Raw genomic sequence first — 22,446 nt, forward strand, 5'->3', positions numbered from 1 at the left:
TCTGGCGGTGGCATCTTTCATTGGCGCCTTACTTTTCCACACCCGCATGCACATCGGTTCCTTCGAACTGCCGAACACCCTGTTCGTGGCCCCGATGGCGGGCGTGACGGACCGGCCGTTTCGCCGCCTGTGCAAGGCCCTGGGCGCGGGGTATGCAGTCAGCGAGATGGTGACTTCGCGCAAGGACCTTTGGAACACCCTGAAGACCTCGCGCCGCGCCAACCACGAGGGCGAGGCAGGCCCGATCGCCGTGCAGATCGCCGGCACCGACGCGCCCATGATGGCCGAGGCGGCGGTCTACAACATCGAGCGCGGCGCCCAGATCATCGACATCAACATGGGCTGCCCGGCCAAGAAGGTCTGCAACAAATGGGCCGGCTCGGCCCTGATGCAGGACGAGGCGCTGGCACTGGAGATCATCGAAGCCGTGGTGGCCGCCTGCGCGCCGTGCAACGTGCCCGTGACGCTCAAGATGCGCACCGGCTGGTGCCAGACCGAAAAGAATGCCCTGACCATTGCACGTGCCGCCGAAAGCGCCGGTGTGCAGATGGTCACCGTGCATGGCCGCACCCGCGAGCAGGGCTACAAGGGCGCGGCCGAGTACGACACCATCGCCGCCGTCAAGGCCGCGCTGCGTATCCCCGTGGTGGCCAACGGTGACATCAACTCGCCCGAAAAGGCGCGGGCCGTGCTGCGCGCCACGGGCGCCGACGCGCTGATGATCGGCCGCGCGGCCCAAGGTCGGCCCTGGATCTTTCGCGAGATCGGCCACTTCCTGGCCACGGGTGAGCACCTGGCCCTGCCGCTGGTGGTCGAGGTCCGGCGCCTGCTGCTGGAGCATCTGGAAGACCACTACGCGCTCTACGGCGAATACACCGGTGTGCGCAGCGCGCGCAAGCACATCGGCTGGTATCTCAAGACCCTGCCCGGGGGCGAGGCTTTCCGCGCCCGCATGAACCTGCTGGATGACAGCCGGACCCAGGTCCAGGCCGTCGCCGATTTTTTGGATGAACTGGGGACCCGCATGGACCGCATGCCGGTTGCCGGGACGGATGCCCTAGAAGACAGGGACGAGGAACAGATGGAGCTTGCCGCATGAGCAAAAAACAGATCGAAGAATGCGTGCGTACCAGCCTGGAAGGTTATTTCAAGGATTTGCGCGGCACCGAGCCGGACGGCATGTACGACATGCTGGTGCGCATCATCGAGAAGCCCTTGCTGGAAGTGGTGATGCAGCAGGCCGAGCACAACCAGTCGCGCGCCGCGCTCTGGTTGGGCCTGAACCGCAACACCTTGCGCAAGAAGCTGGTCGAACACAAACTTCTCAAATAAACCTTGTGGGTCGGATCTTCAGCGCTGACCCCAACTGATCAAAAATGAACGCACTCCTCTCCGTTTCCGACAAGACCGGCATCGTCGAATTCGCCCAGGCCCTGCATGCGCTGGGCATCAAGCTCATCTCCACCGGCGGTACCGCCAAGCTGCTGGCCGATGCCAAGCTGCCCGTGACGGAAGTCGCCGAGCTCACCGCTTTCCCCGAGATGCTGGACGGTCGTGTCAAGACCCTGCATCCCAAGGTGCACGGCGGCCTGCTGGCCCGGCGTGACGTGCCCGAGCACATGGCCGCGCTGAAGGCGCACCAGATCGACACCATCGACCTGCTGGTGGTCAATCTCTACCCCTTCGAGGCCACGGTGGCCAAGCCGGGCTGCACGCTGGAGGACGCGATCGAGAACATCGACATCGGCGGCCCGGCCATGGTGCGCAGCGCGGCCAAGAACTGGAAAGACGTGGGGGTGCTGACCGACGCTTCGCAGTACCCGGCGGTGCTGGATGAACTGAAGACGAACGGCAAGCTGTCGGACAAGCTGCGCTTCGCGCTGTCGGTGGCGGCCTTCAACCGCATCGCCAACTACGACGCGGCCATCAGTAACTACCTGTCAGCGATCAACGAGGACGGTACGCACGCCGCCTTCTCGGCCCAGGCCAACAGCAATATGGTCAAGCTGCAGGACCTGCGTTACGGCGAGAACCCGCACCAGTCGGCCGCTTTCTACCGCGACCTGTATCCGGCACCCGGTTCGCTGGTGACGGCCAGGCAGTTGCAGGGCAAGGAGTTGAGCTACAACAACATCGCTGACGGTGATGCCGCCTGGGAATGCGTGAAGAGCTTCGAGGTGCCGGCCTGCGTCATCGTCAAGCATGCCAACCCCTGCGGTGTGGCCATGGGCAAGGATGCGCTGGAGGCCTACAGCAAGGCCTTCCAGACCGATCCGACCTCGGCCTTCGGCGGCATCATCGCCTTCAATCGTGTGGTGGATGGTGCAGCCGCCCAAGCCGTGAGCAAGCAGTTCGTCGAGGTGCTGATGGCGCCCGGCTATACGCCTGAAGCGCTGGCAGTGTTCAAGGCCAAGGCCAATGTGCGTGTGCTCGAGATATCGCTCGATGGCGTCAAGCGCGACGGCAAGAATGCCTGGGAGCGGGGCCAGAACTCGCACGACGTCAAGCGTGTGGGCTCGGGTCTGCTGATCCAGACTGCGGACAACCACGTGCTGCAACGCAGTGACCTGAAAGTGGTGACGAAGAAGGCGCCAACACCGCAGCAACTCGAAGACCTACTCTTCGCCTGGAAGGTGGGCAAGTTCGTCAAGAGCAATGCCATCGTCTTCTGCAAGGACGGCATGACCATGGGGGTGGGCGCCGGCCAGATGAGCCGACTGGACTCGGCGCGCATTGCCAGCATCAAGGCCCAGCACGCCAATCTGTCGCTGCAGGGCACGGTCGTGGCCAGCGACGCCTTCTTTCCCTTCCGCGACGGCCTGGATGTGGTGGTGGATGCCGGTGCGACCTGCGTGATCCAGCCCGGTGGCTCCATGCGCGACCAGGAAGTCATCGATGCGGCCGACGAGCGCGGCGTGGCCATGGTGTTTTCAGGCGTGCGGCATTTCCGCCATTGAATCGAGCCTCGGTGCACATGAAAAAAGCGGCCAGGAGGCCGCTTTTTTCATGGAAAAGGTGCGGACTATTTCGCCAGCAGCTTGAATACTTCACGCGCCGCAGCCACGGTCTGTGCGATGTCTTCCTCGCTGTGCGCTGCGCTCACGAAGCCGGCTTCGTACAGCGCTGGCGCGATGTAGACGCCGCGATCCAGCAGGCCGTGGAACAGGGTGTTGAAGCGCGGGCTGTCGGTCTTCATGACCGTGGCGTAGTTCTGCGGCAGCTCGGACATCAGGAAGAAGCCGAACATGCCGCCCTGGCAGTCGGCGCTGAAAGCCACGCCTTCGGCTGCCGCGGCGGTTTTCAATCCCTCGACCAGCGAACGCGTCTTGCGTGACAGGGCCTCGAAGAAGCCCGGCTTGCTGATCTCGCGCAGGGTCGCCAGGCCGCAGGCCGTGGCCACCGGGTTGCCGGAGAGCGTGCCGGCCTGGTAGACCGGGCCCAGCGGGGCCATCTGTTCCATGAGCGTGCGCGGCCCGCCAAAGGCCGCCAGCGGCATGCCGCCGCCGATGACCTTGCCCAGCACCGTGATGTCGGGCTTGAAACCGGGGATGGCCTGGGCGTAGACGCTTTGTGCGCTGCCCAGGGCCACACGAAAACCCGTCATGACTTCGTCGAACACCAGCAGGGCGCCGTACTGCGTGCAGAGCTCGCGGCAGCGCTGCATGAAGGGCACCGAGGCGCGCACGAAGTTCATGTTGCCGGCGATGGGCTCGATCATCAGGCAGGCGAGTTCCTTGCCGTGCAAGGCGAAGGCTTCCTCAAGCTGCTGCACGTTGTTGTACTCGAGCACCAGGGTGTGCTGCACCACCTCGGCCGGCACGCCAGCGCTGGTGGGGTTGCCGAAGGTGGCCAGGCCCGAACCGGCCTTGACCAGCAGGGCGTCGGCGTGCCCGTGGTAGCAGCCCTCGAACTTCATGATCTTGCTGCGGCCCGTGGCGCCGCGCGCCAGGCGGATGGCGCTCATGCCGGCTTCGGTGCCCGAGCTGACCAGGCGCACCATCTCCATGGACGGCACGTGCTTCAGGATTTCCTCGGCCAGCTCGATCTCGCGCTCGGTCGGTGCGCCGAAGGAGAAGCCCTCGGTTACGGCCTTCTGTACGGCGGCAACCACGGTCGGATGACCGTGGCCCAGGATCATGGGCCCCCAGGAGCCGATGTAGTCGATGTAGCGACGGTCGTTGGCGTCCCAGAAATAGGCGCCTTGAGCCCGTTGCACGAAGCGCGGCGTGCCGCCGACGGCGCGAAAGGCGCGCACGGGCGAATTCACGCCGCCGGGGATGACGCGCTTGGCGCGCTCGAACAGGGTCTCGTTACGGTCAGTGCTGGGTGTCATGCGGGGGAAGTTCCAATTGGGAGGCCGGGCCCTGCGGCCCGTCGTCGGCGTCATCGCTGTCGTCAAGATCGGCCTGGGCCCAGAACAGGCGGTCGGGGATCACGTTGCCCATGCCGGGGCGAAAGCCGCCGTCCAGGCAGTGGTCCAGGTAGTCCAGCGCCTCGGTGAAGGCCTCCGTCAGGTCGCAGCCGCTGGCGATGAGGGCGGCGAGTGTGGCGGCCAGAGTGTCGCCAGCACCGGAGAACACCGCTTCGAAGCGTTCGAATTTTTCGCTGGCGAGCACGGTTTGTGGCGAGGTCAGCACGTTGTCGATGTACTGATCGGGCGCCGGGATGCCGGTGACCAGGGTATAGGGCACGCCATATTCGCCGGCAGCGCGGGCGATGTCGCGCGCGCTGGGGCTGCGCTCGCCGTTCCAGTCCGGCAGCAGCCAGCGCCACAGGGTGCTGTGGTTTCCGACCAACACTGTGGTCTGGGGCAAAACCAGTTCCTGGAAGGCGTCCAGGTAGAGGTCGATCTGCACCTCGTTCCACCAGGACAGGTTGGGCATGTAGGCGATCAGCGGGATGTCCGGGTAGTCGGTGGCGATCCCGGCGATGGTGCTGAGGTTCTCGGGCGTGCCGGCAAATCCGACCTTGATGGCTTGCACGCTCACATCTTCCAGCAGGCCGCGCGCCTGCTCGGCCACTACCTCTTCATCGAGGGGAAAATGGTCGAAAGTTTCCGCCGTGTCGCGGGCGTAGGTGCCGGTGATGACCGGCAGTGCGTGGGCACCGGCCGAGGCGATGGCGGACACGTCACTGGACAGGCCGCCCGCGCCGCTGGGGTCGTTGGCATTGAACACCAGCACGCACGGCGGCTGGCTCGGATCGTGCGCTGTTTCCTCGGGGGCTGGGGTTTGCATGGGCTGGCCTGTGGTGGTCATCAGGCAGAATACGACAAGTCGTTGCGCGAAAGCCGTTCGAGAGTGGTTTTCGCTTTGTACAATGTTGCATTCTATTCGAAGGTCCCGTAAGCTGTGAGTGATAAGAAAACCTGGATGTGTCTGATTTGTGGCTGGATCTATGATGAGGCGGCCGGCGATCCGGAGCACGGCATAGCGCCGGGGACAGCATGGGCTGATGTGCCCATGAACTGGACCTGCCCTGAATGCGGTGCGCGCAAGGAAGATTTCGAAATGGTCCAGATCTGAGGCTTGGTCTGAAACATGGTGTCTGTCATCGTTTCAGCCGGCCGTAATCAGGAGTAGCGTTCAGTGAGTACGCAAGAATCGCCCCTCAAGGTCCTCGTGATCGATGACAGCAATACGATCCGTCGCAGCGCCGAGATATTTCTCAAGCAGGGCGGGCACGAGGTGATGCTGGCTGAAGACGGCTTCGATGCCCTGGCCAAGGTCAACGACTACCAGCCCCATCTGATCTTTTGCGACATCCTGATGCCGCGCCTCGATGGCTACCAGACCTGCGCCATCATCAAGCGCAACGCCAAGTTCGCCTCGGTGCCGGTGGTCATGCTGTCATCCAAGGACGGGGTGTTCGACAAGGCGCGTGGCCGCATGGTGGGTGCGCAGGACTACCTGACCAAACCATTTACCAAAGACCAGCTGTTGCAGGCCGTGCAGCAGTTTGGCATAGTCTCGCAAGGAGTGAATTGATGCCGATACGCAAAGTTTTGATCGTTGACGATTCCAAGACGGAATTGATGTTTCTGACGGATCTGCTCCAGAAAAACGGGATGGCCGTGAAGACCGCCGAGGACGCCGACGATGCGTTCCGTCGCCTGGCCGAAGACAAGCCGGACCTGATCCTGATGGATGTCGTGATGCCGGGTCAGAATGGTTTTCAGCTCACGCGCGCCATCAACCGCACGCCGGAGTACGCCGAGATCCCGATCATCATCTGCACCAGCAAGAACCTGGAAACCGACCGCGTCTGGGGCATGCGCCAGGGCGCGCGTGATTACGTGACCAAGCCGGTGGACGAGGCTGAATTGCTGGGCAAGATCAAGGCGCTGGGCTGATTCGCATCCCATGGCCAATCGCGAAGCTCTCAGGGACCTGCAGTCACGACTTGCTAGCCGATTGCAAGCGGCCAAGGCCGAAGGTCTCTCCATTTCGTGGCTGGCGGTGCGTGCAGGCGGGCTTGATTACCTGCTGCCCCTGGCCCAGTCGGGTGAAATTTTCCCGCTGCCTGCGGTGCAGACGGTGCCTTACTCGCAGTCCTGGTTTCTGGGGGTCGTCAACCTGCGTGGCGGCCTGTATGGCGTGGTGGATCTGGCGGCTTTCATTGCCGGCAAGGCGCCGGTGCGGACCGAGCAGTACTGGTCCGAGGCCAGTGTCGTCACGCTCAACGCCGCTCTGGAGCTCAATTGCTCCTTGCTGATCGATTCACTGGCGGGTTTGCGCCATGTCGGGGCGTTCTCGGGCTCCGAGCCGCCGCCGGAAGGCGCGCCACCCTATTTCGGTAACCGCTATGTCGACGCTGACGGCAGCCGCTGGCAGGAGATCAATCTCCAGCAGCTGTCGCAGATGAGCGAGTTTTTGAGCATCAGTGCCTAGGGCCTGTCCATACTTTCCTAAGGTTGCATCATGTCCGTCCTCAACAAACTGACCCATCTCTTTGCCAAAAAGACGCCCGACTCGGAGCAGAGTGTCGGTCTGAGCCTGGCCATGCCTGACGACCTGTCCGGCCTGCAGCCGCAACGTGCGTCGGCCCCCGGGAAGTCGGCCGACACGCAGCTGCAGGACCTGCCCGCGCCGGTCTCGCTGGATCAGGACGACATGGTCAACGTGCCCCTGCTGGGGCGCCGGCCGATTGCCGAGCAGCAGCGCCTGTTGTGGTGGCTGCTGGGCCTGGCCCTGGTCGTCCTGGGCGCGATCGCCTTCGTGGCGCTGACCGCTGCCGACCGCGTGGCGCAGCAGCTGAATGCCACCGGCCAGTCCCTGATGCAGTCGCAACGTCTGGCCAAATCGGTGTCGCAGGCCCTGGTGGGCGTGCCCCAGGCCTTCGCCGAAGTCAAGGAGAGTTCCAGCTACCTGGTGCGTTCCGTCAAGGGCCTGCGCGACAGCGATTACGCCCTGCGCCTGGAGCCGATCGATGCCGACCTGCTGCCGCAGCTCGAAAAGATCGTCCCGCTGATGGAGCGCGCCGAAAAGAGCGCCGGAGCCATCATGGCGCAGGAGAAGATCCTGACCCAGGTGGGCGCGGCCCTGCGCACCATCAACCGCCAGTCGTCCGACCTGCTGGAGATTGCCGAGACCGTGTCCTCGCTCAAGCTGCAGCAGAATGCCAGCGCCGCCGAGATCTCTGCGGCCGGCCAGCTGGTGATGCTGACCCAGCGTATCGGCAAGTCGTCCAACGAGTTCCTGACGGCCGAAGGTGTGAGCCCGGAAGCCGTGTTCCTGCTGGGCAAGGATTTGAACTCGTTCAAGGAAATTGCACAGGGTCTGCTCGACGGCAGCCCCGAGCTGCGCCTGAATGCCTCCAAGGACGCGCAGACACGTGAGCAGATCGAGGCGCTGATCAAGCTCTACGAGTTGACCCGCACACAGGCCGGTGCCATTCTGGGCAATCTGCAAGGCCTGGTCTCGGCGCGTAGCGCCCAGATCACCATCATCAACGACTCGGAGCCGATGCGTCGCGACCTGGAAGAGTTGCAGGGCCAGCTGGCCACCCGTACCGGCCTGGGCCCGACCTCGCTGCTGTCCCTGGTGGGTGCAGCCATCTTCGCCCTGCTCTGCGCTGCCGGTCTGGCGCGTGTGCAGCTGATGGACAGCCGTCGCCGCCAGGTGATGGCCGAAGCGCAGCGACTGGAAGCCGAGCGCCAGGAGCAGGAGGCCAAGCGTGTCAACGACGCGAATCAGGCGGCCATTCTGCGGCTGATGAACGAACTGCAGACGGTGGCCGAGGGCGATCTGACGCAGGAAGCCACGGTGACCGAGGACATCACGGGCGCCATTGCCGACTCGGTGAACTACACGGTGGAAGAGTTGCGATTGCTGGTGGGTAACGTGCAGAACACGGCGGCCCAGGTGGCGCAGACGACGGCCGAGGTGGACCAGACGTCCACTGAACTGCTGGCCGCTTCCAACGAACAGCTGCACGAGATTCGCGAAACCGGCCGTTCGGTGGTGGACATGTCGACCCGCATCAACCAGGTGTCGCACCAGGCGCAGGAATCTGCCGCGGTGGCGCGCCAGTCGCTGCAGGCTGCCGAGTCCGGCCTGAAGGCCGTGCAGGACGCCATCGGCGGTATGAACTCCATCCGCGACCAGATCCAGGACACCTCCAAGCGGATCAAGCGCCTGGGCGAATCCTCGCAGGAGATCGGTGAAATTACCGAACTGATCTCGGACATTACCGAACAGACCAACGTGCTGGCCCTGAACGCTGCCATCCAGGCGGCGTCTGCCGGTGAAGCTGGCCGCGGCTTCTCGGTGGTGGCGGAAGAAGTGCAGCGACTGGCTGAACGTTCCGCAGACGCCACGCGCCAGATCTCGGCGCTGGTGAAGGCGATTCAGACCGACACGCAGGACGCCGTGGCCGCCATGGAGCGCTCCACCCAGGGTGTGGTCGAAGGGGCCCGACTGTCGGACAACGCCGGTACGGCGCTGACCGAGATTGACCGCGTGTCGCGCCGACTCGCCGAGCTGATTGAGCAGATTTCCGACTCGACCTCCAAGGAAGCCGCGATGGCCAACGTGGTGGCCGACAACATCCAGCACATCTTCGCTGTGACCGAGCAGACTGGTGAAGGTACGCGGGCCACGGCCGCCCAGGTGCGTGAACTCTCGCGCATGGCTGAAGAGCTGCGCCAGTCGGTTGCGCGTTTCAAGATTTCCTGATCACCGTCCGTCATCCGCAGGAGCGACGTATCCATGCAAGCCCTCGCAGCCGCTAGCGGCAACGACGATCAGCCGGTCAACGACCTGGGCCCCCTGGCCTGGGTGCTGGACGAGTTGCGCAAGTCGCTCGATGGCGCCAGCAAGGCCATCCGCCGTTTCGTGCGCGATGCCGAGCTGGCGCGCGGCTCCGACCTGGAGTCGCTCGATGCCAGCCAGCTGCGCATCGCGCGCCAGCAATTGCACCAGGCCGTCGGCGCCCTGGAGATGGTGGGCCTGCCCGAGCCGGCCAAGGTGCTGCGCGCCATGGAGGCGCTCGCGCAGAAATTCGTCGAGCGTCCCGAGTCCTGCAGCGAGGACGCTGCCACCAAGGTCGAGCGCGCCAGTTTTGCCCTGATCGAGTACCTGGAGAGCGTGCTGCGTGGCAAGTCGGCTTCGGCGGTGGCTCTGTTTCCGCAGTACCGCGATGTGCTGGAACTGGTCGGCGAGGAGCGGGTGCACCCGGCCGAACTCTGGGGTCACGCCTGGCGCTGGATCGATGCCGATATGCCGGCGCCGGCGCAAGCCCTGGGCTATGACCCGGCCGTGCGTGCGCAGCTGGATTCGGCCGTGCTCAAGGTGGTCAAGACAGGCAGCGTCTCTTCGGCCAAGGCCCTGCGTGACATCTGCCTGGGGCTGGCGGCCGGCCGGCAGACGCTGGAGGAGCGCTCCTTCTGGAAGATCTGTGCCGCCTACTTCGAGGCCCTGTCGCTGAAGTTGTGCCCATCGGATGTCTACGTCAAGCGCGCGGCTTCGCGCGTGCTGATGCAGTTCACCACGCTGGCACGCGGCAAAAATGAAGTGTCGGACCGTCTGGCGCAGGACCTGCTGTTCTTCTGTGCCCAGGCTGCGCCGGCCGATGCCCAGGCCGCTCCGGCCTTGACCGCGGTCAGGCTGGCCTACGGCTTGGTGCAGACCAAGCCTGTCAATTACGACACGCCGCAATATGGCCGTTTCGATCCGGCGGTTCTGGTACAGGCGCGCAAGCGCATTGCCACGGCCACCGAAACCTGGTCGGCCCTCTCCGGTGGCGACACCAACCGCCTCAAGGTGGTGTCCGAGCAGTTCAGCCTGGTGGGCGAGTCGCTGCTGAAGCTGCATCCCGAGAACAAGGAGCTGGCGCGTGCCCTGCTCAAGGCCGTGGACGGCACGGTGCGTTCGGGCGAGCCGCCGACCACACCGGTGGCCATGGAAGTGGCCACCTCCATCCTGTATCTGGATGCGGCCTACGAGGACATGGACCCGACCGAGTCCAGCATGAGCCAGCGCAGCGATCGCCTGGCGCGCCGGCTGGATCACGTCGTGGCCGGCGGCCAGCCCGAGGCGCTCGAAACCTGGATGGAGGAGCTGTACCGCCGCGTCAGCGATCGCCAGACCATGGGCAGCGTGGTCGAGGAACTGCGCACCAGCCTGACCGAGATCGAGAAGTCGCTCGACACCTTCTTCCGCAATCCGAAGGACAAGGCGCCGCTCAACGACGTGCCCAACCAGTTGGCGCAGATGCGCGGCGTGTTCTCGGTGCTGGGCCTGGACCAGGCTTCGCTGGCCACCGTGCGCATGCGCGATACCGTCGAGAAGTTCCTGGTCGACAACATCGATGAGGACGCTGCGCGGACCGGCGTGTTCGAGAAATTCGGCAACAGCCTCGGTGCCCTGGGATTCCTGATCGACATGCTGAGCTATCAGCGCGCCCTGGCCAAGAAGCTGTTCGTCTATGACGAGGAACTGGGTGAGTTCAAGCCCCTGATGGGCCGCGAACGTGAGGTCGCCGCAGTGGCGCCCGAACCGACCCCGATGCCGGTGCCTGTTGCAGCTCCTGTGGCGGCGGCCCCCCGTCCGCCCGTTGCCGCACCGCAGCCTGCAGCTGCGCCGGCTGTCGTCGAGGACGATGGTGCCGAGTTGCGTGACATCTTCCTGGATGAAGCACGCGAAGTTGCGCGCAATGGGCTGGACGCCGTGTCGGCCCTGCTCGGGGATCCTGCGGATCTGTCCCAGCAGACCACCCTGCGTCGTGCCTTCCACACGCTCAAGGGCAGTTCGCGCATGGTCGGTTTCAACGAGTTTGGCGAAGCGGCCTGGGCCATGGAGCAGCTGATGAACAGCTGGCTGGCCGAGCAGAAGCCGGCCCGCCCCGAACTGTTGCAGCTCTCAAACGCGGCTCTACAGGCCCTGGGCCAGTGGGTCGAGGACATCGCTGCCGGCAGCGATGCTGGCTGGAGTGCCGTGCCTTTCCGGCAGTCGGCCGATGCCATGCGCCTGGATGGCAAGTTCCTTGCGTTGGCCTTGCCCGGTCTTGCCGCACCGGCCCCTGCGGCAGCGCCCGTCGCCGTTCCCGAACTGCCCGCACTGTCCGACGAACCGCCGCCCATCGATTTCGAATCGACACAGATGTTCGATTTCGATCTGACCGATGCCAAGGCCCCGGGCAAGGCGGTGGCGCGGGCCGCCCCCGACTTGGGCGATGTCGGGGACATCGACTTCAGCAGTCTGGCCGGTGTGCCTCCGGCCGCCCCCCCAGCCGCGCGTGTTGCCGAGACCGCGGCTGACAAGAGCAGCGATCTGTCCATCGACTGGGCTCCCACCAGTATGGCGGGGCCCGAGGATATGCTCTCCCTGACGGGCAAGGGCGCAAGCCAGGACTGGGCTCCCACCAGCTTGGCGGGCCCTGAGGACCTGCCACCGCCCAAAAAGGGTGCGGCCCAGGATTGGGCGGCGACCCGCATGGCCGGGCCGGACGAATTGCCCGCCTTCGAACTGCCGGAATTGCAGAACAACTGGGCTGACACGGCGACCGGCGCTCTCCAGGATCTGCCGGATGCGCCCGACACCCAGCCGGGCGGTATCGAGGGCTTCGAACTCGACCTGCCAGAGGTCGCAGCGCCCGTCGAAACGGCGGACGAGCAGGTCAAGGTGATCGGCACGCTGCGCATCGGCATCCCGCTGTACAACGTCTTCCTCAACGAGGCCGACGAGTGGTCACGCCGCCTGCTCACCGAACTCAACGAGTGGTCGCTTGAGTTGCACAACCCGGTCCCTGACACGGCCATCGCTCTGGCCCACTCGCTGGGCGGTAGTTCGGCGACCGTCGGCTTTTCCGCGCTTTCCGAAATTGCCCGCGCGCTTGAGCAGGCCATGCAGCACGTGCAGTTGCACGGTCAGGGGCAGTCCGAGCACGCCAAGGTCTTCGTGGCCGCTGCCGACAATATCCGTCACCTGCTGCATCAGTTCGCTGCCGGTTTCCTGAAGGCGCCGGAACCCGGGCTGGTCGAGGCGCTGAATGCGATCCACAGCACCGAATTTGCCCAGCTCGACGCCCTGGAATCAGACGGCCTGCGCGGCCATGAGGCGCTCACAGTCACAGAGGTGCCCGAGTTTGATCTGGGCGATCTGAACTTCGACTTCGAGCCTGCCAAGCCGGCGGCGCCTGTTGCGGCGCCTGCGCCCAAGCCCATGCCGGCGGCAGTCGCACCCCCGGTGGTGCCGGTCGCCACGCCCAGGCCGCCGGCAGCAGTTTTGCCCGGCGCGGCCAAGATCGTGGTGGACGACAGTGACGAAGAGATCGACGCCGTCGACGTGATCGATCCCGACCTGTTCCCGATCTTCGAGGAAGAGGCCGCCGAACTGATGCCCCAGATGGCGGCAGCACTGCGTCAGTGGTCGGAACAGCCCGATCACGCCGGCGCACGCCTGGACGTGCTGCGTGTGCTGCACACCCTCAAGGGCAGCGCCCGCCTGGCGGGTGCCATGCGCCTGGGCGAGATGACGCACCGCATGGAATCGGCCATCGAGCAGATGGGCAGCGAGTTCCTCCAGGCCGCGCAGATCGAGCCCATGCTTACGCGCTACGACCGCCTGCAGCAGGTTTTTGACGAACTCTGCCGTGCACCGGTGGAAGAGGTCTACGTGCCCGAAGCACCGGCCCGCCCCAGCGTGGCTGCTGCAGCCCCCGCAGCGGCTCCTGTCGCCACGGCCCCTGTACCTGCTCCCGAGCCAGCTGCCAAGGCAGCCCAACGCCCCTTGGTGGCAGCGCGTCCCGCCATGGCGACACCTGTGCCGGCCAAGCTGCCGTCGGCCACGGCCCGGTCCACATCCGGCCAGACCGTCCGGGTGCGTTCGCAACTGCTCGACCGCCTGGTCAACCAGGCCGGCGAAGTCATGATCACCCGCAGCCGACTCGACCAGCGGCTGGGCCAGCTCAACGGCTCCCTCGGTGAGTTGACGGCCAATCTGGACCGTCTGCGTACCCACCTGCGTGACGTGGAACTGCAAGCCGAATCGCAGATGCAGTCGCGTCTGGCCCAGGCCAAGGACACGGCGCAAGGTTTCGACCCGCTGGAGTTCGACCGTTTCACGCGCGTGCAGGAACTCACCCGCATGATGGCCGAGTCGGTCAACGACGTGGCCACCGTGCAGCGCAACCTGCAGCAGACCATCAGCGGCACCGAGGACGACCTGATCGCCCAGGCGCGCCAGACGCGCGAATTGCAGCGCGACCTGCTGCGCACGCGCATGATGGAGTTCGAAGGCATCTCCGAACGCCTCTACGGCGTGGTTCGCCAGGCGGCCAAGGACGCCGGCAAGCAGGTCAAGCTCGACATCACCGGCGGCTCCATGGAAATCGACCGCGGCGTGCTGGACCGCATGACGCCAGCCTTCGAGCACATGCTGCGCAATTCCGTGGCGCACGGCATCGAAAGCCCGCAGCAGCGCGAAGCCGCCGGCAAGCCGGCGGCCGGCACCATCACCATCGGCCTGCACCAGGAAGGCAATGACGTCTCGGTCGTTTTCAGCGACAACGGCGCCGGCCTCAACCTGCCCCGCATCCGCGAGAAGGCACTGGCCCAGGGCCTGGTGGCGCCGGGCCAGCCGCTCAGCGATGCCGATGCCTCCAACATGATCTTCATGCCGGGCTTCTCCACCGCAGCCAGCGTGACCGAACTGGCCGGACGCGGCATCGGGATGGATGTGGTGCGCTCCGAGGTGCAGGCCCTGGGCGGCCGCATCGAAACCGCCACCACGGCCGGCGCCGGCACCAGCTTCAAGCTGGTGCTGCCCCTGACCACCGCCGTGACGCAGGTGATCATGCTGCGCATGGGTGAGTTGAGCGTCGGCGTGCCTGCCAACCTGGTCGAGATCGTGCGTCGTCTCACCTACGCCGAACTCGATCAGGCTTATGCCAACGGCAGCATCGACTTTGGCGGAGAGGCCGTGCCTTTCTTCTGGTCCGGGGCACTCCTGCAGGCTTCGGTTCGCAGCCGCGAGCATGTGGGCAAGACGCAGCCGGTCGTGCTGCTGCGCAGCGCTGGCCAGCGCCTGGCCATCCACGTCGATGAAGTGCTGGGCAACCAGGAAGTCGTGGTGAAGAACCTCGGCCCGCAACTGGCGCGCATGCCCGGTCTGGCCGGCATGTCGGTGCTGGCTTCCGGTGCGGTGGTGCTGATCTACAACCCGGTGGCTCTGGCGACCGTGTTCGGCGACAAGGCCTATGAGTTGCAGCAGGCCAGCAGCGAACCGGCATCCGGCAAGCCGCACATTCCCGCGGCCGAGCAGGTGCTCCCGGGCACCGGTGGAGAACTGCCGCTCGTGCTGGTGGTGGACGACTCCATCACCGTGCGTCGTGTCACGCAGCGCCTGCTGCGACGCGAAGGTTATCGTGTGGCCATGGCCGCCGACGGCCTGCAGGCGCTCGAACGCCTGGCGGAGGAACGCCCGGCGGTGGTGCTGTCCGACATCGAGATGCCGCGCATGGACGGCTTCGACCTGGCGCGCAACATCCGCGCCGATGCCAAGCTGCGCGACCTGCCCATCATCATGATCACCTCGCGCATTGCCGAAAAGCATCGCGAGCATGCCAAGGAACTGGGCGTTGACCATTACCTGGGCAAGCCTTACGGCGAAGACGAGCTGCTCGCCCTCGTGAAGCACTATTGCACCCAGACCGTCCCGGCCTGAGTTCAGACCACCCTGCAGGCTCGGCCTGCAGGGGTCAGTCTTCTTTTTCTCCCGGCTTCTTGACCACCGCGTAACGCGCCAACGTGCTTGCCCGCGCTTCATCGTGTGCCACCAGCGGCAGCGGGTAGCCGCTGCCCAGCGTGACGCCGGCTCCCGCCAACTCCACCGGGCTGGCCAGCCAGGGGGCGTGCAGGGCCGCATCGGGCAGGGCGGCCAGCTGCGGCAGGTAACGGCGGATGAAACGGCCCTGCGGGTCGAACTTCCTGCTCTGGCTGATCGGGTTGAAGATGCGGAACCAGGGCTGGGCATCGCAGCCGCTGGAGGCTACCCACTGCCAGCCGCCGTTGTTGGCCGCCAGATCGTAGTCATTGAGCTTTTCGGCAAAGTAGCGCTCGCCCCAGCGCCAGTCGATCCCGAGGTCTTTCACCAGGAAGCTGCCAGCCACCATCCGCAGGCGGTTGTGCATGTAGCCGCTCTGGTTGAGCTGGGCCATGGCGGCATCCACGATGGGATAACCCGTGCGGCCCTCGCACCAGGCGGTGTACAGCGCCTCGGCATGCGCGTCCTGTTCCCAGTGGATCGCGTCGTAGGCCGGTTTGAAGGAATGACTCGCCACATGCGGGAAATTGGCCAGGATCTGGAAGTAGAACTCGCGCCAGACCAGCTCGCTGAGCCAGGTGGCTGCACCCGGGCTGCCTTCCAGGCTGCGCTGCTGTGCCGTGGTCACCAGGCGGCGCAGCGAGACCGTGCCAAAGCGCAGGTGCACTCCCAGGTAGCTCGGGCCCTTGAGGGCAGGGAAATCGCGCGTGGCGTGGTACTGGTCCATGCGGCTGAAGAACTCCTCGAACAGCTGGCGGGCGCCACTGCTGCCCGTGGGAATCCTGAGCTGGGTCAGGTTGCTGGGCTCGAAGCCGAGTTCGGCCAGGGTGGGTACGGTACTGCGCAGGGGCTCGGGCCGTGAGGCCAGGCCGGCAGCCAGCGGTGCGCAGTCGAACACCGGCAGCTGGGTGGCTTGCAGCCGCGCCAGCCAGGTCCGCTTGTAGGGCGTGAAGACCGTGTAGGGCGTGCCGCCGCCCGTGAGGATCTCGCGGCCCTCGAAGATCACGTGGTCCTTGCAGGTGTGCAGGGCGATGCCCAGGCTGGACAAGGTGCCGCGCACGCGGGCATCGCGTGCCTGGGCTTGCGGCTCGTAGTCGTGCGCGGCGTAGACGGCCTGCACGCCCAAAGCCTGGGCCAGGGCCGGCAGCGTTTCGGCGGCGTGGCCGTGCTGGACGATCAGGCCGGCCTCCTCCTGGCCAGCCAGGGCGCGCAGGTCCGCATCCAGCTCGACCAGGCTGCTGCGGATGAACTCCACCCGGCGGTCGGCGCGCGGCAGCGGGTCGAGGATGTCGCGGTCGAAAATGAAGGCGCAATACACGCGCCGGCACTGCTGCAGGGCCAGGTGGAGGGCGGCGTGGTCATCCACCCGCAGGTCGCGCCGGAACCAGACCAGACCGGAATCCAGGTTTTTTTTCATATCGCCGTTAAAATCAGAACATGGCCGATGATTCTGCACCCATCAACCTCACGAATCATTTCCTGATCGCCATGCCCGGTCTGGCCGACGAGACTTTTTCCAAAAGTGTGGTCTACCTCTGCGAACACAGTGAGCGCGGGGCACTGGGTCTGATGATCAACAAACCCACCGACATCAAGCTGCAAGGCCTGTTCGACAAGGTCGAGCTGCCCCTGGGGCGTGCCGACCTCAAGGACGCTCCGGTCTTCCACGGTGGCCCGGTGCAGACCGAGCGCGGCTTCGTGCTGCACGAGGCCCTGCAGGAGCCGGCAGCCGAGAAGCCTGAGCCGGTCTACGCCTCCACCATGATGATCCCCGGTGGACTGGAGATGACCACCTCGCGCGACGTGCTCGAAGCCCTGTCCACTGGCGCCGGCCCCAGCCGCGTGCTGGTCTCCCTGGGCTATTCGGCCTGGGGCCAGGGCCAGCTCGAATCGGAGATCGGCGAAAACAGCTGGCTCACTGTCCACGCCGACCCGATCGTGATCTTCGAGACGCCGGTGGCCCAGCGCTACGACAAGGCCCTGTCCCTGCTGGGCCTGCAGGCCTGGATGCTCTCACCGGATGCGGGGCACGCATGAGCGCCATGCCTGCGCTTGCCGTGACGTCCGTACCCGCCGCTCAGCAAACCTTTCTCGCTCTGGATTTCGGTCTCAAGCGCACCGGCGTGGCTGTGGGCAACCGCCTGCTGCGCCAGGCCCAGCCCCAGCCCACCATCCGGGCCGAAGGGGACGCCCGCTTCGAGCGCATCGCCGAGCGCCTCAAGGAATGGCAGCCCGACGCCCTGGTGGTGGGTGTGCCTTTCCACCCCGATGGCGTGCCGCATGAGAATACGGCGCGGGCGCAGAAGTTTGCGCGCCAGCTGCGCGGGCGTTTCGGCCTGCCGGTCTACGAGGTCGACGAACGCTACAGCACCACCGAGGCCCTGGCCGATGGCGCGGCCGACGCCGATGCGGGGGCGGCCTGCGTGATCCTGGAACAATTCTTGAGGAACCTGGAATGAGCGTACTCACCCTGGATGCCGAAGCCCTCTACGGCGAACTGCTACGCGGCGTGCGTGGCCTTTGCACCGCAGAAACCCGCCTGGTCGGTGTGACCTCGGGCGGCGCCTGGCTGGCCGAGCGCCTGCAGCGTGACCTCAAGCTTCCCGGCGAGCACGGGGCGATCTCCTCGGCCATGCACCGCGACGATTTCGCCCAGCGCGGCCTGGCAGGGGGCGGCCAGACCGTGCTGCCCTTCGATGTCAACGAGGCGCAGATCATCGTGCTCGACGACGTGCTCTACACCGGCCGCACCATCCGCGCCGTCATCAACGAGCTGTTCGATTACGGCCGCCCGGCCGGCATCAAGCTGGCCGTCCTGGTGGACCGCGGCGGACGCGAACTGCCCATCCAGGCCGACTTCGCCGCTGCGCGCGTGGCGTTGGCGAGCGACCAGTCGCTGGCACTGGCGCGCGACAAGAACGACCGCTTCAGCTTCAAGGTGGAGGCGGCATGAAGCACATCACCTGCTCCCTGCCTTACTGAGCGAACCGAACCAGGCCAGACCCATGCTGTACAAACGCAACCCCCAACTCAACAAGCACGGCGAGCTGATCCACCTGCTGTCCACCGAAGGGCTGCCGCGCGAGATCCTCACCCACATCCTGGACACCGCGGCCAACTTCGTCAGCGTCAGCGACCGCGAGGTGAAGAAGGTGCCGTTGCTGCGCGGTAAAAGCGTGTTCAACCTGTTCTTCGAGAACTCTACGCGCACCCGCACCACCTTCGAGATCGCGGCCACGCGTCTGAGTGCCGATGTCATCAACCTGGACATCGCGCGCTCCTCGGCCTCCAAGGGTGAGAGCCTGCTCGACACCATCGCCAACCTGAGCGCCATGGCGGCCGACCTCTTTGTGGTGCGCCACAGCGAATCGGGCGCGCCCTACCTGATCGCCCAGCACGTGGCACCGCACGTGCACGTGATCAACGCCGGCGACGGTCGCCACGCGCACCCCACGCAGGGCCTGCTGGACATGTACACGATCCGGCACTACAAGAAGGATTTCAGCAACCTCACGGTGGCCATCGTCGGTGACGTGCTCCACTCGCGCGTGGCGCGCTCCGACATCCACGCCCTCACCACCCTGGGCTGCGCCGAAGTGCGTGTGGTCGGCCCCAAGACCCTGGTGCCGGCCACCATGGCGCCCATGGGCGTGCGCGTCTGCCACACACTGGAAGAAGGCATCAAGGGAGCGGACGTCATCATCATGCTGCGCCTGCAGAACGAGCGCATGAGCGGCGCGTTGCTGCCCTCCAGCCAGGAATACTTCAAGAGCTTCGGCCTGACGCCCGAGAAGCTGCAGCTGGCCAAGCCTGACGCCATCGTCATGCACCCGGGCCCTATCAATCGCGGCGTCGAGATCGATTCCAACGTGGTGGATGGCAAGCAGAGCGTGATCCTGCCGCAGGTCACCTTCGGTATCGCGGTGCGCATGGCGGTCATGAGCATCGTCGCAGGGAACGAGGCATAAGATGAAACTGTTGATCAAGGGCGGCCGCGTCATCGACCCCGCCAGCAATCGCGACGAGATCGCCGACGTGGCCATCGCCGCCGGGCGCATCGTGGCCATCGGCAAGGTGCCGGCCGATTTCGCGCCCAACCGCGTGGTCGAGGCGACGGGTTGCGTTGTCGCCCCGGGTCTCATGGACCTGGCCGTGCGCCTGCGCGAGCCCGGCCATGAGCACGAGGGCATGCTCGAATCCGAGATGGCCGCCGCCGTGGCCGGTGGCGTCACCGGTCTGGCCTGCCCGCCCGACACCGACCCCGTGCTGGACGAGCCGGGCCTGGTCGAGATGCTCAAGTTCCGCGCCGAGAAGCTGCACCAGGCACGTGTCTTCCCCATCGGCGCGCTCACGCGCAACCTGCAGGGCGAGATCCTGACCGAGATGGCCGAGCTCACCGAATCCGGCTGTGTGGCCTTCAGCCAGGCCGACGTGCCCCTGGTCAACACCCAGATCCTGCAGCGCGCCTTCCAGTACGCCAGCACCTTCGGTTACGCGGTCTGGCTGCGTCCGAACGACCACTACCTGGGTCAGGGTGTGGCAGCCAGCGGTGCGCTGGCCACGCGCCTGGGCCTCTCGGGGGTGCCGGTGGCGGCCGAGACCGTCGCCCTGCACACCATCTTCGAGCTGATGCGTGCCAGCGGTGCCCGCGTGCACCTGTGCCGCCTCAGCAGCGCCGCCGGCCTGGCCCTGGTGCGCCAGGCCAAGGACGCGGGCCTGCCGGTCACTTGTGATGTGAGCATCAACTCCCTGCACCTGACCGACAACGACATCGGCTACTTCGACAGCCGCATGCGCCTCAACCCGCCGCTGCGCCAGCAGGCCGACCGCGAAGCCCTGCGCGAAGGCCTGGCCGACGGCACCATCGACGCGCTGGTCTCCGACCACACGCCGGTGGACGAGGACGCCAAGATGCTGCCTTTTGCCGAGGCCGAACCTGGTGCTACCGGCGTCGAGCTGCTGCTGAGCCTGGCGCTCAAATGGGGCCAGGAAAGCGGTGTGGGCCTTACCCGCGCCCTGGCCGTGCTGACCAGCGAACCGGCGCGCGTGCTGGGCAGTGCCCTGGGCACACTGCAGGCCAGCGCCGGCCAGCTGGTGGTGGGGGGGGTGGCCGACGTCTGTGTGTTCGACCTGCAGGCCGAGTGGACGGTGCAACCCGAGGCCCTGCGCAGCCAGGGCAAGCACACGCCCTTTGCCGGTTACGAGTTGCCCGCGCGCGTGCGCTGCACCATCGTGGGTGGGCAGATTGCATACCAGGCAGCCTGAGGTTTCTTTCTGGCGCGCCGTCTGGCGCCTGGGTCGTGCCTGCACGCACATCGTCGCGGGCCTGCTGACCGTCCTGCTGCGTTTTCCACGCCTGAGCCCCGAGCAACGCGAAATACGTGTGCAGGTCTGGTCGCGCGAGATGCTCGCGCGCCTGGGGATCAAGCTGGAGGTGCAGGGCGACGCCACGCTGCCCGGCCCCCTGCTGCTGGTGGCCAATCATATTTCGTGGCTGGACATCACCTCGCTGCACGCGGCGCGTTTCTGCCGTTTTGTCTCCAAGGCCGACGTCAAAGCCTGGCCGCTGATCGGCGCCCTGGCCAGCGGCGTGGGCACCTTGTTCATCGAGCGCGAGTCGCGGCGAGATGCCATGCGCGTGGTGCACCACATGGCCGACAGCCTGCGCGCCGGCGATGTGCTGGCGGTGTTTCCCGAAGGCACGACCGGCGAAGGCATCGAGCTGCTGCCTTTCCACGCCAACCTGCTGCAGGCAGCGATCGCCGCGGGTGCGCCGGTGCAGCCGGTGGCCCTGCAGTTCATCGACACGCACAGCGGCGAGCGCAGCCTGGCACCCTGTTACGTGGGTGACGACACCTTGCTGGGCTCGGTCTGGCGCACGGTGCGCGCGCGCGGCATCACGGTGCGCATCGTTTTCGGTGAGCCGCAGACTGCCCAGGGGCGCGAGCGCCGGACCTGGGCGGCCGGTCTGCGCGAGACCATCGTGCAATTGCGCCAGCTGCCGGCGCCGCGCTGAGGCTTCAGCGCAAGTCTTCGCAGGCGACCGTCTGCCCGGAACAGGGCTTCTCGCACATCGCACCGCCGCGCAGCGAACATGAGCGGTTGAAGGTCACCACATGGTCCACCTGGGGCCGGATGCCGATCCACTCGCCTATTTTGTGGTCGTGGTGGCTGGGCACATGGGCCAGCACGGTCTGGCCGCCGGCCAGGCGCAGGGTGTAGAGGAACTCCGAGCCGCGGAAGGCCTTGCGCACGATCTCGGCCTTCACCGGCGCCTCGTCGTCGTGCACGATGTCGTCGGCGCGCAGCAGCACGTCGCATTCGCCGCCGGCAAACGCACAGGGCAGGGGGCATTCGGCCACGTCGGTCAGTTCGCCCAGCGGTGTCTGCACCACGATCTGCTGGTCGACTTCGCGGATGGTGGCCGGTGCAAAGACGCCATGGCCGATGAAGTCGGCCACGAAGCGCGTGGCCGGGCGGTGGTAGAGCGTGTACGCGTCGTCCCACTGGTGCAGGCGGCCTTCGTGCATGACACCGATGGTGTCGCCGATGGCGAACGCCTCCAGCTGGTCGTGTGTGACGAACAGGGCCGTGGCCTGGGCCGCTTTCAGGATGTTGCGAACCTCGTGCGCCAGCCGCTCGCGCAGCTCGACGTCGAGGTTGGAGAAAGGTTCGTCCAGCAACAGCAGTTGCGGGCGTGGGGCCAGCGCGCGTGCCAGCGCCACGCGCTGTTGCTGGCCGCCCGAGAGCTCATGCGGGTAGCGCGTTTCGCTGCCTTCCAGGCCCACCAGGGCCAGGACTTCCTGCACGCGTGCCGCACGCTCGGCGCGCGGCAGGTGGGCGATGCCGAAGGCCACGTTGCGGCCCACGTCCAGGTGCGGGAACAGCGCGTAGTCCTGGAACACCATGCCGATGCGGCGCTCTTCCGGCGCCAGTTGCGTGCTGGCGCTGCCGACCACCTGGCCCGAGAGGCGGATCTCGCCGCCGCTGACCGGCTCCAGCCCGGCCACGGCACGCAACAGTGTTGTTTTGCCGCAGCCCGAGGGCCCGATCAGCACGCCGATATCTCCGGCGCGCAGGCCCAGCGACACACCCTGGACGGCGGCCTGGGCCGCGCCGGGATAACGCACATCGAGCTTGGAGACTTCAAGGAACATGATGAGGACCTGTTCACACTTTGAGT

General features: G+C 66.1%; 19 protein-coding genes. 15 read left to right on the plus strand and 4 right to left on the minus strand.

Going from position 1 to position 22,446, the window contains the following annotated elements:
* The first annotated feature begins 46 nt into the window (after positions 1-46).
* From dusB to purH, 3 genes are read left to right on the plus strand one after another with little or no spacing between them, the layout of a single operon-like run.
* Positions 47-1,099, plus strand: a complete 1,053-nt coding sequence (gene dusB, locus AO057_RS05765) for a tRNA dihydrouridine synthase DusB (protein ID WP_057674727.1) — start codon at positions 47-49, stop codon at positions 1,097-1,099.
* A complete protein-coding gene (locus AO057_RS05770; RefSeq protein ID WP_057674728.1) occupies positions 1,096-1,332 on the plus strand; it encodes a Fis family transcriptional regulator in 237 nt (78 codons plus the stop codon). The genes dusB and AO057_RS05770 overlap by 4 nt, the downstream gene beginning before the upstream one ends.
* A gap of 44 nt (positions 1,333-1,376) precedes the next feature.
* Positions 1,377-2,957 (plus strand): bifunctional phosphoribosylaminoimidazolecarboxamide formyltransferase/IMP cyclohydrolase, encoded by a 1,581-nt coding sequence (purH, locus tag AO057_RS05775; RefSeq protein WP_057674729.1) that lies wholly within the window; start codon positions 1,377-1,379, stop codon positions 2,955-2,957.
* Between the two features lie 65 nt (positions 2,958-3,022).
* Here purH and hemL read toward each other — a convergent pair whose 3' ends face one another.
* Entirely contained in the window at positions 3,023-4,333 is a 1,311-nt protein-coding gene (gene hemL, locus AO057_RS05780) for a glutamate-1-semialdehyde 2,1-aminomutase (protein WP_057674730.1), read from the minus strand.
* A complete protein-coding gene (locus tag AO057_RS05785; RefSeq protein WP_057677185.1) occupies positions 4,317-5,237 on the minus strand; it encodes a bifunctional hydroxymethylpyrimidine kinase/phosphomethylpyrimidine kinase in 921 nt (306 codons plus the stop codon). The genes hemL and AO057_RS05785 overlap by 17 nt, the downstream gene beginning before the upstream one ends.
* A 135-nt stretch (positions 5,238-5,372) precedes the next feature.
* Between AO057_RS05785 and AO057_RS17410 the strand changes: the two genes are divergently transcribed.
* The 6 genes from AO057_RS17410 (at position 5,373) to AO057_RS05810 (ending at position 15,164) form a co-directional block, all read left to right on the plus strand.
* Positions 5,373-5,525, plus strand: a complete 153-nt coding sequence (locus tag AO057_RS17410; RefSeq protein WP_047193774.1) for a rubredoxin — start codon at positions 5,373-5,375, stop codon at positions 5,523-5,525.
* A gap of 63 nt (positions 5,526-5,588) precedes the next feature.
* The gene (locus AO057_RS05790; protein ID WP_057674731.1) at positions 5,589-5,987 is read left to right on the plus strand and encodes a response regulator; all 399 of its coding nucleotides are present in this window, start codon (positions 5,589-5,591) and stop codon (positions 5,985-5,987) included.
* Positions 5,987-6,352, plus strand: coding sequence for a response regulator (locus tag AO057_RS05795; protein WP_057674732.1), 366 nt, complete (start codon positions 5,987-5,989; stop codon positions 6,350-6,352). Before AO057_RS05790 ends, AO057_RS05795 begins: the two co-directional genes overlap by 1 nt.
* 10 nt (positions 6,353-6,362) lie before the next feature.
* Positions 6,363-6,890, plus strand: a complete 528-nt coding sequence (locus tag AO057_RS05800) for a chemotaxis protein CheW (protein WP_057674733.1) — start codon at positions 6,363-6,365, stop codon at positions 6,888-6,890.
* Positions 6,891-6,920: 30 nt separating this feature from the next.
* On the plus strand, positions 6,921-9,176 hold the full coding sequence (locus tag AO057_RS05805; RefSeq protein ID WP_057674734.1) for a methyl-accepting chemotaxis protein: 2,256 nt from the start codon (positions 6,921-6,923) through the stop codon (positions 9,174-9,176).
* Positions 9,177-9,209: 33 nt separating this feature from the next.
* Positions 9,210-15,164, plus strand: a complete 5,955-nt coding sequence (locus AO057_RS05810; protein WP_057674735.1) for a hybrid sensor histidine kinase/response regulator — start codon at positions 9,210-9,212, stop codon at positions 15,162-15,164.
* A 34-nt stretch (positions 15,165-15,198) separates the two neighbouring features.
* Here AO057_RS05810 and AO057_RS05815 read toward each other — a convergent pair whose 3' ends face one another.
* A complete protein-coding gene (locus AO057_RS05815; protein ID WP_057674736.1) occupies positions 15,199-16,680 on the minus strand; it encodes a cryptochrome/photolyase family protein in 1,482 nt (493 codons plus the stop codon).
* Positions 16,681-16,700: 20 nt separating this feature from the next.
* On the opposite strand from AO057_RS05815, the gene AO057_RS05820 reads away from it, so the two are divergent.
* From AO057_RS05820 to AO057_RS05845, 6 genes are read left to right on the plus strand one after another with little or no spacing between them, the layout of a single operon-like run.
* The gene (locus AO057_RS05820) at positions 16,701-17,300 is read left to right on the plus strand and encodes a YqgE/AlgH family protein (RefSeq protein WP_057674737.1); all 600 of its coding nucleotides are present in this window, start codon (positions 16,701-16,703) and stop codon (positions 17,298-17,300) included.
* The gene (ruvX, locus tag AO057_RS05825) at positions 17,297-17,722 is read left to right on the plus strand and encodes a Holliday junction resolvase RuvX (RefSeq protein WP_057674738.1); all 426 of its coding nucleotides are present in this window, start codon (positions 17,297-17,299) and stop codon (positions 17,720-17,722) included. Before AO057_RS05820 ends, ruvX begins: the two co-directional genes overlap by 4 nt.
* Positions 17,719-18,216, plus strand: a complete 498-nt coding sequence (gene pyrR / locus AO057_RS05830) for a bifunctional pyr operon transcriptional regulator/uracil phosphoribosyltransferase PyrR (protein WP_057674739.1) — start codon at positions 17,719-17,721, stop codon at positions 18,214-18,216. Before ruvX ends, pyrR begins: the two co-directional genes overlap by 4 nt.
* Positions 18,217-18,268: 52 nt before the next feature.
* A complete protein-coding gene (locus AO057_RS05835; RefSeq protein ID WP_057674740.1) occupies positions 18,269-19,231 on the plus strand; it encodes an aspartate carbamoyltransferase catalytic subunit in 963 nt (320 codons plus the stop codon).
* A 1-nt stretch (position 19,232) separates the two neighbouring features.
* On the plus strand, positions 19,233-20,528 hold the full coding sequence (locus tag AO057_RS05840) for a dihydroorotase (RefSeq protein ID WP_057674741.1): 1,296 nt from the start codon (positions 19,233-19,235) through the stop codon (positions 20,526-20,528).
* Positions 20,509-21,279 carry a lysophospholipid acyltransferase family protein gene (locus tag AO057_RS05845; RefSeq protein WP_057674742.1) on the plus strand — a complete coding sequence of 257 codons (771 nt, stop codon included), beginning with the start codon at positions 20,509-20,511 and terminating at the stop codon, positions 21,277-21,279. The genes AO057_RS05840 and AO057_RS05845 overlap by 20 nt, the downstream gene beginning before the upstream one ends.
* Before the next feature lie 4 nt (positions 21,280-21,283).
* On the opposite strand, the gene AO057_RS05850 is transcribed toward AO057_RS05845, so the two are convergent.
* Positions 21,284-22,420, minus strand: coding sequence for an ABC transporter ATP-binding protein (locus AO057_RS05850; protein WP_057674743.1), 1,137 nt, complete (start codon positions 22,418-22,420; stop codon positions 21,284-21,286).
* Positions 22,421-22,446 lie beyond the last annotated feature (26 nt).

It is taken from the genome of Curvibacter sp. PAE-UM, from assembly GCF_001432305.1.
Taxonomy (GTDB): Bacteria; Pseudomonadota; Gammaproteobacteria; order Burkholderiales; family Burkholderiaceae_C; genus Hylemonella.

Excerpts from the sequence above, each read along its gene's own strand:
- dusB (WP_057674727.1), top strand. The coding sequence starts at position 47 with ATGCACATCGGTTCCTTCGAACTGCCGAACACCCTGTTCGTGGCCCCG.
- AO057_RS05770 (WP_057674728.1), top strand. The coding sequence starts at position 1,096 with ATGAGCAAAAAACAGATCGAAGAATGCGTGCGTACCAGCCTGGAAGGT.
- purH (WP_057674729.1), top strand. The coding sequence starts at position 1,377 with ATGAACGCACTCCTCTCCGTTTCCGACAAGACCGGCATCGTCGAATTC.
- hemL (WP_057674730.1), bottom strand. The coding sequence starts at position 4,333 with ATGACACCCAGCACTGACCGTAACGAGACCCTGTTCGAGCGCGCCAAG.
- AO057_RS05785 (WP_057677185.1), bottom strand. The coding sequence starts at position 5,237 with ATGCAAACCCCAGCCCCCGAGGAAACAGCGCACGATCCGAGCCAGCCG.
- AO057_RS17410 (WP_047193774.1), top strand. The coding sequence starts at position 5,373 with ATGTGTCTGATTTGTGGCTGGATCTATGATGAGGCGGCCGGCGATCCG.
- AO057_RS05795 (WP_057674732.1), top strand. The coding sequence starts at position 5,987 with ATGCCGATACGCAAAGTTTTGATCGTTGACGATTCCAAGACGGAATTG.
- AO057_RS05800 (WP_057674733.1), top strand. The coding sequence starts at position 6,363 with ATGGCCAATCGCGAAGCTCTCAGGGACCTGCAGTCACGACTTGCTAGC.
- AO057_RS05805 (WP_057674734.1), top strand. The coding sequence starts at position 6,921 with ATGTCCGTCCTCAACAAACTGACCCATCTCTTTGCCAAAAAGACGCCC.
- AO057_RS05810 (WP_057674735.1), top strand. The coding sequence starts at position 9,210 with ATGCAAGCCCTCGCAGCCGCTAGCGGCAACGACGATCAGCCGGTCAAC.
- AO057_RS05815 (WP_057674736.1), bottom strand. The coding sequence starts at position 16,680 with ATGAAAAAAAACCTGGATTCCGGTCTGGTCTGGTTCCGGCGCGACCTG.
- AO057_RS05820 (WP_057674737.1), top strand. The coding sequence starts at position 16,701 with ATGGCCGATGATTCTGCACCCATCAACCTCACGAATCATTTCCTGATC.
- ruvX (WP_057674738.1), top strand. The coding sequence starts at position 17,297 with ATGAGCGCCATGCCTGCGCTTGCCGTGACGTCCGTACCCGCCGCTCAG.
- pyrR (WP_057674739.1), top strand. The coding sequence starts at position 17,719 with ATGAGCGTACTCACCCTGGATGCCGAAGCCCTCTACGGCGAACTGCTA.
- AO057_RS05835 (WP_057674740.1), top strand. The coding sequence starts at position 18,269 with ATGCTGTACAAACGCAACCCCCAACTCAACAAGCACGGCGAGCTGATC.
- AO057_RS05840 (WP_057674741.1), top strand. The coding sequence starts at position 19,233 with ATGAAACTGTTGATCAAGGGCGGCCGCGTCATCGACCCCGCCAGCAAT.
- AO057_RS05850 (WP_057674743.1), bottom strand. The coding sequence starts at position 22,420 with ATGTTCCTTGAAGTCTCCAAGCTCGATGTGCGTTATCCCGGCGCGGCC.